Raw genomic sequence first — 7,987 nt, 5'->3', positions numbered from 1 at the left:
GACCTGGCCCGCGGGCCGGCCGCCGCGCCGCGCGAGGTGGTGCTGGCGACCAAAGCCACCATGCGGGCCACCGCGGCTCCCGGCTCGGTCGACACCGATACCCACCACCAGGCCATGCGCACCGAACTGGGCCCGCAGGCCACCTCCATCCAATCACCGGAATTTGCCGCCAGATTGGCTGCGGCACAACGTAAATAGCTGTTACAGATCCAGCAGGGCAGTGTCCGGCGACTCGAGTAGTGCCCGCAGCTCACCCAGGAATGCGGCCACTTGGGCGCCGTCGGCCACCCGATGGTCGAACGCACATATCAGGCGCATCGTAGGCCGGGCGACGACGGCACCGTCGACCACCATGGCCCGAGGTTTCAACATGCCCATCCCCAGGATCGCCGACTCGGGAGGGTTGATCACCGGCACCCCGTCATCGAGGCCGAGGGCACCGAAGTTCGACACCGTGAACGTCGCCCCTTGGAGCTCTGCAGGTTTCAGCGTGCCGGCACGGGCGGCCTCGACCAACCGGTTCACCTCTGCGGCCAGATCCCTGGTGGTCAAGGTGTGTGCCTGCGCGACCACCGGCACCAGCAGCCCGCGCGGGGCGGCGACACCGAACCCGAGGTTGATCCCGTGGTGAAGATGCACCTCGGATCCATTCGGCCCGTCGGCCCAGGTGGAGTTCAAGATCCTGTGCCGGCCCAGGGTGTGCACCAGTAGGCGCAATGTCAGGACGAAGGTGCTCACGCCCAACCGCTCCCGCGATTCCAGAAGCCTGGTGCCGTCGATGTCGACAGCTGCGTGCGCATCAGGAATTACGCTGCGCGACAGTGCCATCCGTTTTGCCATTTCGGCGTGCACCCCGCGCACCGGAAGCACCTCATGACCGCGGGCTTCCGTGGTGATGCCCGACTTGGCCAGCACGGCGTCGCGGGTCACCACACCATCTGGGCCGGGCTCGACATCGTTCAGGTCCACCAGCAGGTCGGCAGCCAGTTTACGCACCGCGGGTTTGGCCTTGGGCCGGGAACGCCGCGACTTGTCCAGCCCGTCATCGGCGCCGTAGCCGACAAGAACCGGGGTGCGGGAGTCGGTTTCGATGCCCACCAGCACCGACCCGACGGCCAGCACATCGCCGGCCCGCCCGCCGAGTGTCACCACCTTTCCGGCGTACGGGCTCGGGATCTCGACCGCGGCCTTTGCGGTCTCCAAGGTGCACAGTGTCTGATTGAGCACCACCACATCGCCGACGGCGACATTCCACTCGGTGATCGTCGCTTCTTCGAGACCCTCTCCCAGGTCCGGTACCAGGAATTCGTTCATGGCATGCTCATCGCACGTTCGACGCAGTCGAGAAGTCGATCCGGGCCGGGCAACCAGACCCCCTCCAACCGGGCCGGCGGGTATGGGGTATCAAAACCGCAGGCCCGCAACACCGGTGCCTCCAGGTAATAGAACAGTTCTTCCTGGATCCGGGCCGCCAGTTCGGCACCGAAACCCAGGGTGCGCGGGCCTTCGTGCATCACGACGGCCCGACCCGTGCGTTGCACCGAGGCGGCGACGGTGTGAAAGTCCAACGGATTCAACGACCGCAGGTCGATCACCTCGAGATCCCACCCGCACTGCTCGGCGGCGCTGAGCGCCGTGGCCACCAGGGATCCGTAGGTGATGACGGTGGCGTCGACGCCGGGACGGCGGATCGCGGCCCGCCCGATCGGTGGGCCTGGGATGCCGGTGTCGACGTGCCCGCGGCCCCAGTATCGTCGTTTCGGCTCGAGGAAGATCACCGGGTCGCGGCTGGCGATCGCATGTCGCAACAGCCAGTAGGCGTCCGCCGGATTCGACGGCACCACCACCTTCAGTCCCGCGGTGTGCAACCAGTAGCTCTCGGTGGACTCCGAATGATGTTCTACCGCACCGATACCGCCGTAGGACGGGATGCGGATGGTCACCGGCATCTCGATGTCTCCACGGGTGCGCATCCGGTATTTCGCCAGATGACTGACAATCTGGTCGAATGCCGGATAGGAGAAGCCGTCGAACTGTATTTCCGGCACCGGCACAAAACCGCGGATGGCCAGGCCGATCGCGATGCCGATGATCGCCGACTCCGCCAGCGGGGTGTCGAAACACCGCTGCTCACCGAATGTCTCGGCCAGGCCGTCGGTCACCCGGAAGACACCACCCAGCCGGGCAACATCCTCGCCGAACACCAGCACCCGGTCGTCGGTGGCCATCACGTCGTGCAGTGCCCGGTTGATCGCCTTACCCATGTCCAGCTCCACCGCAGCGGGCGTGGCGGGTTCGTCACCGGAGCTCGTCGGACGTTCAATGAGCTGCGTCATCTCAGGCCTCCTTCCGACCCGGCGTGGCCACCGCGTTCAGTTCGGCCAGCAGCCCGTCGCGCTGACGGGCGAGTTCCGGGGTGATGTGGTGGTAAACGGTGTCGAAGACCTCCCGGACGTCAAAATCCGGCTCACTGATCACGTTCTCGCGCAGTTCGTCCCGCAGCCTCGTCGAGCGGGCGGACACCCGCTCCTCGAGCCGATCGGTCCAGACACCTTCAGCCTGCAGGTACATGCGGTAGCGGGCGATGGGATCTCGCTGCTGCCAGTACTGCACCTCGGCCGGATCGCGGTAGCGCGTCGGGTCGTCGGAGGTGGTGTGCGGGCCCATCCGGTAGGTCAGGGCCTCGATCAGTGTGGGACCACCGCCGTCGCGGGCCCGTTGAGCTGCCTGCGCCACCACCGCAAAACAGGCCAGCACGTCATTGCCGTCCACACGGACACCCGGCATGCCGTACCCGATCGCCCGGTCCGCCAGCGACGCCGCGGCGTGCTGACGACGGACGGGTAGCGAGATGGCCCACTGGTTGTTCTGGATGAAGAAGACACACGGGGCGCGGAACACCGCGGCCAGGTTGAACGCCTCGTGCGCGTCCCCCTCGGAGGTGGCGCCGTCTCCCAGGAAGGCCATGGTCACCGAATCCTCGCCGAGGCGTTGTGCTGCCATCGCGGCGCCGACGGCATGCAGACCGTTGGTGCCGATCGGAATGGCGATGGGCGCGCAGCACTTCCCGGTGAAATCGAGGCCGCCGTGCCAGCGGCCGCGCCAGACCGCGCCGATCTGGGCGGGATGGATACCGCGGGCCAGGAAGGCACCGAGTTCGCGGTACTGCGGGAACAGCCAGTCGGTTTTCCGCAGGCACGCCGCCGCGCCGACCTGCGCGGCTTCCTGGCCGCGGCAGGAGGCGAACAGCGCCAGCTCACCCTGGCGTTGCAGATGGATGAACTCGGTGTCCAGGTCTCTGGTGAGCACCATCAGCTCGTACAGCCAGCTCAGGGTCTCCGGCGGTAACGGCTTGTGGGCTTGAAGGTGAGCTCGCAGGTCATCGGTGGGTGTCCCATCGGGAGCCACGAACTGCACAAGACCAGCCATACCGCCTCCTTGGGTCCCTGGCGGCATGTGACGCCGTCAGATGACTGAGGTGCTCAGTACGGCTGCGGTCAGAGCAAATCCCCTGGTGTGAGGCCGTCAGCTCGCGCCGGGGTGAGGCGCCAGGCCGACGATGCGCTCTGCTCGCCGCAGTACTGGGGCATCCACCATTATGCCCTCGAAGGCAAAAACACCTCGCTGGTTCGCCACTTCGGCCAGCACGCGTCGCGCCCAGCACACCTGCTCCTCGCTGGGCGTGTACGCGTCCCGGATCACCGCGACCTGGTTGGGGTGAATGGCGACCTTGCAGTCGAATCCGACGGCCACCGCGTCATCGGACTCGGCTCGCAGGCCGTCGAGATCCTTGATGTCGATGTACACCGCGTCCAGCGCCAGCCGCCCGTAGGCCTTGGCCGCCAACAGTGTCTGGGACCGCACATGCTGAACCACGTCGCGGTAGCTGCCGTCGGCACGCCGGTTGGCGGTGCCGCCGGTGACGGCAAACAGATCTTCGGCGCCCCACATCACCGCGTACGCGTTGTCCGCTTTTACCGATTCGACGACGTTGAGGGCGCCCAGCGGAGTCTCGATGAGCACCAGGACATCCAGCGGTGCCAGCGCGCTGACCTGGTCGGCCGACTCGGTCTTGGCGAGCATGACGGTGGTGTACTCGGTCTTGGCCAACGCCTCGCGATCACGCTGGTGCTCGTCGGTGCCGCTGGGATTCACCCGCACCACGGTGCGGCCCGGGTCCAGAGGGGTGTTGATCAGCGCAGCACGGGCCGACTCTCGGTCTTTGGCGGCCACCCCGTCTTCGAGATCGAGGATGACAACATCGGCGATCGCCGCGGCCTTGCCGAACCGTTCGGGGCGGTCTGCGGGGCAGAACAACCAAGCCGGTCCCGGCCGATCAAGCGCCATCGATGTTCTCCCTCGGAGTCTTGCGAACCAGCGTCTTACGCGACGCCGTCGCCACCACATCGCCATGCTGGTTGCGGCCGGTGTGGGCGAAAGTCACGATGCCCTCACCCGGACGGCTCTTGGACTCCCGCTTGTCGGCGATGATGGTCTCAGCGTACAAAGTGTCACCGTGGAACAGCGGCTTGGGGAACGCGATATCGGAGAACCCGAGGTTCCCGACGATGGTGCCCTGCGTCAGCTGGGCCACCGACAACCCGACCAGCGTCGACAACGTGAACATCGAGTTCACCAGCCGCTGATGGAACGGCGGCTGTGCATCGGAAAAGGCGGCATCCAGGTGCAGCGCCTGGGTATTCATCGTCAGCGTGGTGAACAGAACATTGTCGGCCTCGGTGACGGTGCGGCCCGGCCGGTGCACGTAAGTGACACCGAGTTCCAACTCTTCGAACCAGAGTCCGCGCTGCACAATGACTTTGGATTCCGCGTTCCCGTCGCCCATTGTCCTAGAGTCCCATCTGCCGAGCGATCACCATGTACTGCACTTCGGTGGTGCCTTCGCCGATTTCGAGGATCTTCGAATCCCGGTAGTGCCGGGCGACGGGGTATTCGTTCATGAACCCGTAGCCGCCGTGGATCTGGGTGGCGTCACGTGCGTTGTCCATGGCCGCCTCGCTGGACACCAACTTGGCCACCGCGGCTTCCTTCTTGAACGGCTTGCCGGCGAGCATCAGTGCCGCCGCGTCGTAGTAGGCGGTGCGCGCGGCGTGCGCACGGGCTTCCATCCGGGCGATCTTGAACTCGATGGCCTGGTACGACGCGATCGGCCTACCGAAGGCGGAACGTTCCTTGGCGTACTTGACACTTTCGTCGACACAGCCCTGCGCTGCACCGACCGACAGCGCCGCGATCGCGATCCGCCCTTCGTCGAGGATCCGCAGGAAGTTCGCATATCCGCGGCCGCGGGTGCCCAGCAGGTTCTCCTGCGGCACCCGGACGTCCTGGAAGGTCAACGGATGGGTGTCGGAGGCGTTCCAGCCGACCTTGTTGTACGCGGGTTCGGCGGTGAACCCCTTGGTGGGGACCGGCACCAGGATCGACGAGATCTCGTTCTCGCCAGTCAGTGCCGTGACTGTCACCAGTCGGGTGATGTCGGTACCGGAGTTGGTGATGAACTGCTTGTTGCCGTTGATCACCCAGTCGGAGCCGTCCAGCTTAGCGGTGGTCTTGGTGGCGCCGGCGTCACTGCCACCGCCGGCCTCGGTCAAACCGAAAGCGCCCAAGGCCTTTCCACTGGTGAGCAGTGGCAGCCACTGCTGTTTCTGCTCCTCGTTGCCGAATCGGTACACCGGCATGGCGCCGAGTGAGACCCCGGCCTCCAGGGTGATGGCGACGCTCTGGTCGATCTTGCCGAGCTCTTCCAGAGCCAGGCACAACGCAAAATAGTCGCCGCCCATACCGCCGTACTCCTCGGGGAACGGCAGGCCGAACAGGCCCATGTCGGCCATCCCCGCGACAACCTCGTACGGAAAGGAGTGTTCCTCATCGTGTTTGGCCGCCACCGGCGCCACCACACTGCGCGCGAAGTCCCGCACGGTCTTGGCCAGCTCGGCGTAATCGTCGGGCAGGTTCCCCGTCGACAGGTAGTCAGTCATCGGTTTCGCTTTCTCGAATTGCAGTGATGCGTGCCAGTGGCTGGCCCACCTTGACCTGGTCGCCTACGGCGACAAGAAGTTCCACCACCCCGTCGACGGGGGCGGTCAGCGCATGCTCCATCTTCATCGCTTCGACGGCGACAACGACGGTGCCCGCGGTCACCGAGGCACCGTCGGCGAGGTTGACGGCGACGACGGCACCGGGCATCGGGCTGGTGAGCTCGGCGTCTCCGGACTGTGTGTCGTCGGCACGGACCGGCGCCTCCCGCACCTCGGTCACGCTGGTGACCGTCCCACCGCCGGCCAGCCAGATCTGGTGATCGGCCCCGGCGACCACATACTCGGTGCGCAGGCCGTCGAACACCACCGTCAGGTGGACACCGTCGAGGTGGGCGGTCAGCGTCTGGGCGGGTCCGCCTTCGACAGTCGCCACCGCAGCGCCGGGGCGACCGGTGATGTGCACGTGCTCGGTGCGCGTTCCGGACTGCAGCCGGGTGATCGTCGGCGCATGATCGCCCATCCGCCAGCCTGTCGGCATCGACCACAGGTCGTCTCCGGCCTGCCCCCAGCACTGTAGCCACCGGTATGCGGCCGCCGCGACGAGTTCTCGATCAGCCGCCGAGGCAGGCTGATACGACGGCAGGCGCCGGTCCAGCAGCCCGGTGTCCAGATTGCCGGCCTGGACGTCGTTGTCGGCCAGCAGAAACCGCAGGAAATCGATATTGGTGACAACACCGAGGACGGCGGTATCGGCCAGTGCCCGGTCCAGTCCCCGCAGCGCCGCAGCCCGGTCCTCGCCGTGGGCGATGACCTTGGCCAGCATCGGGTCGTAGTCGCTGCCGACCACGGTTCCGGCGCGCAACCCGGAGTCCACGCGCACCCCGGCACCCGTCGGCTCGAGCACCTCGAGTACGTCACCCCCGGTCGGCAGGAATCCGCGGCCGGGATCCTCGGCGTACACGCGGGCTTCGATGGCATGCCCGTCGAGCACGATGTCGGATTGGGCGGCGGTCAGCTTCTCCCCCGCCGCGACCCGGATCTGCCACTCCACCAGATCCCATCCGGTGACCAGTTCGGTGACCGGGTGTTCCACTTGCAGGCGGGTGTTCATCTCCATGAAGAAGAACTCGTCGGGCCGGTCCGCGGAGACGATGAATTCGACGGTGCCCGCACCGGTGTAGTCGACACTGCGAGCGGTGTTGCACGCGGCGGCGCCGATCCGCTCTCGGGTCGGCGCATCCAGCAGTGGTGACGGAGCCTCTTCGATCACCTTCTGGTGCCGACGCTGCAGGCTGCATTCCCGCTCGCCCAGGTGCAGCACGTTGCCGTGTTGGTCGGCGATCACCTGCACCTCGATATGCCGGGGCCGCAGCACAAATCGCTCGAGGAACAGCGTGTCGTCGCCGAAAGCCGAGGCGGATTCGCGGCGGGCACTGGCCAGCGCCGCGGCAAGCTCGCCGGGTTGTTCCACCAGCCGCATGCCTTTGCCGCCACCGCCGGCCGACGGCTTGACCAGTACCGGGTAGCCGATTCCCTCGGCCGCGGCGATCAACTGGTCGTCGGACAATCCGGGTTCGGCGATTCCGGGCACCACCGGCACATCGAACTGTGAGACGGTGCGTTTTGCGGTGATCTTGTCACCCATGGTGGAGATCGCCGAGGCGGGCGGCCCGATGAACACGATTCCTGCCGCGTCCAGAGCAGCGGCGAATTCGGCGTTCTCGGAGAGGAATCCGTATCCAGGGTGCACGGCCTGCGCACCGGTGCGTTGTGCCGCAGCCACGATCGCGGCGATGTTCAGATAGCTCTGCCGGGCCGGTGCCGGACCGATCAGCACCGCGGTGTCGGCTTCGGCGACGTGCCTGGCGCCGGCGTCGGCCTCGCTGTACACCGCCACCGACCGGATGCCCATCGACTTCAAGGTCCGGATGACGCGTACCGCGATCTCGCCGCGGTTGGCTACGAGAATGGTATCGAAAGACATGTCA

General features: G+C 66.5%; 7 protein-coding genes and 1 pseudogene. 1 reads left to right on the top strand and 7 read right to left on the bottom strand.

Annotated elements, in window-relative coordinates:
* Positions 1–198: pseudogene (locus tag WBB07_RS07170) on the top strand (enoyl-CoA hydratase); the annotation flags it as partial.
* Between the two features lie 3 nt (positions 199–201).
* On the opposite strand, the gene WBB07_RS07165 reads toward WBB07_RS07170, so the two are convergent.
* The 7 genes from WBB07_RS07165 to WBB07_RS07135 form a co-directional block, all read right to left on the bottom strand.
* The gene (locus tag WBB07_RS07165; RefSeq protein WP_526306135.1) at positions 202–1,314 is read right to left on the bottom strand and encodes a 2-oxo acid dehydrogenase subunit E2; all 1,113 of its coding nucleotides are present in this window, start codon (positions 1,312–1,314) and stop codon (positions 202–204) included.
* Positions 1,311–2,336: an alpha-ketoacid dehydrogenase subunit beta gene (locus WBB07_RS07160; protein WP_526306133.1), complete on the bottom strand. Its 1,026-nt coding sequence runs from the start codon at positions 2,334–2,336 to the stop codon at positions 1,311–1,313. Before WBB07_RS07160 ends, WBB07_RS07165 begins: the two co-directional genes overlap by 4 nt.
* A 1-nt stretch (position 2,337) precedes the next feature.
* Positions 2,338–3,429: a pyruvate dehydrogenase (acetyl-transferring) E1 component subunit alpha gene (gene pdhA, locus WBB07_RS07155; RefSeq protein ID WP_526306131.1), complete on the bottom strand. Its 1,092-nt coding sequence runs from the start codon at positions 3,427–3,429 to the stop codon at positions 2,338–2,340.
* A 96-nt stretch (positions 3,430–3,525) separates the two neighbouring features.
* Positions 3,526–4,347: an HpcH/HpaI aldolase/citrate lyase family protein gene (locus tag WBB07_RS07150; protein WP_526306129.1), complete on the bottom strand. Its 822-nt coding sequence runs from the start codon at positions 4,345–4,347 to the stop codon at positions 3,526–3,528.
* Positions 4,337–4,846 carry a MaoC family dehydratase gene (locus WBB07_RS07145; RefSeq protein ID WP_526306127.1) on the bottom strand — a complete coding sequence of 170 codons (510 nt, stop codon included), beginning with the start codon at positions 4,844–4,846 and terminating at the stop codon, positions 4,337–4,339. Before WBB07_RS07145 ends, WBB07_RS07150 begins: the two co-directional genes overlap by 11 nt.
* A gap of 4 nt (positions 4,847–4,850) precedes the next feature.
* A complete protein-coding gene (locus WBB07_RS07140; RefSeq protein ID WP_526306125.1) occupies positions 4,851–5,999 on the bottom strand; it encodes an acyl-CoA dehydrogenase family protein in 1,149 nt (382 codons plus the stop codon).
* Complete coding sequence (locus tag WBB07_RS07135; RefSeq protein WP_526306123.1) at positions 5,992–7,983, bottom strand: acetyl/propionyl/methylcrotonyl-CoA carboxylase subunit alpha; 1,992 nt, start codon at positions 7,981–7,983, stop codon at positions 5,992–5,994. The genes WBB07_RS07140 and WBB07_RS07135 overlap by 8 nt, the downstream gene beginning before the upstream one ends.
* Positions 7,984–7,987: the final 4 nt, after the last annotated feature.

Origin of the sequence: Mycobacterium sp., assembly GCF_049647605.1 — a bacterium.
In the GTDB taxonomy this organism is placed as follows: Bacteria; Actinomycetota; Actinomycetes; order Mycobacteriales; family Mycobacteriaceae; genus Mycobacterium.
This window is presented reverse-complemented; position numbering and strand designations above follow the sequence as displayed.

What these genes read in the sequence shown, in the direction of transcription:
- WBB07_RS07160 (WP_526306133.1), bottom strand. Translation starts at nt 2,336, where the DNA reads ATGACGCAGCTCATTGAACGTCCGACGAGCTCCGGTGACGAACCCGCC.
- WBB07_RS07140 (WP_526306125.1), bottom strand. Translation starts at nt 5,999, where the DNA reads ATGACTGACTACCTGTCGACGGGGAACCTGCCCGACGATTACGCCGAG.
- pdhA (WP_526306131.1), bottom strand. Translation starts at nt 3,429, where the DNA reads ATGGCTGGTCTTGTGCAGTTCGTGGCTCCCGATGGGACACCCACCGAT.
- WBB07_RS07165 (WP_526306135.1), bottom strand. Translation starts at nt 1,314, where the DNA reads ATGAACGAATTCCTGGTACCGGACCTGGGAGAGGGTCTCGAAGAAGCG.
- WBB07_RS07150 (WP_526306129.1), bottom strand. Translation starts at nt 4,347, where the DNA reads ATGGCGCTTGATCGGCCGGGACCGGCTTGGTTGTTCTGCCCCGCAGAC.
- WBB07_RS07135 (WP_526306123.1), bottom strand. Translation starts at nt 7,983, where the DNA reads ATGTCTTTCGATACCATTCTCGTAGCCAACCGCGGCGAGATCGCGGTA.
- WBB07_RS07145 (WP_526306127.1), bottom strand. Translation starts at nt 4,846, where the DNA reads ATGGGCGACGGGAACGCGGAATCCAAAGTCATTGTGCAGCGCGGACTC.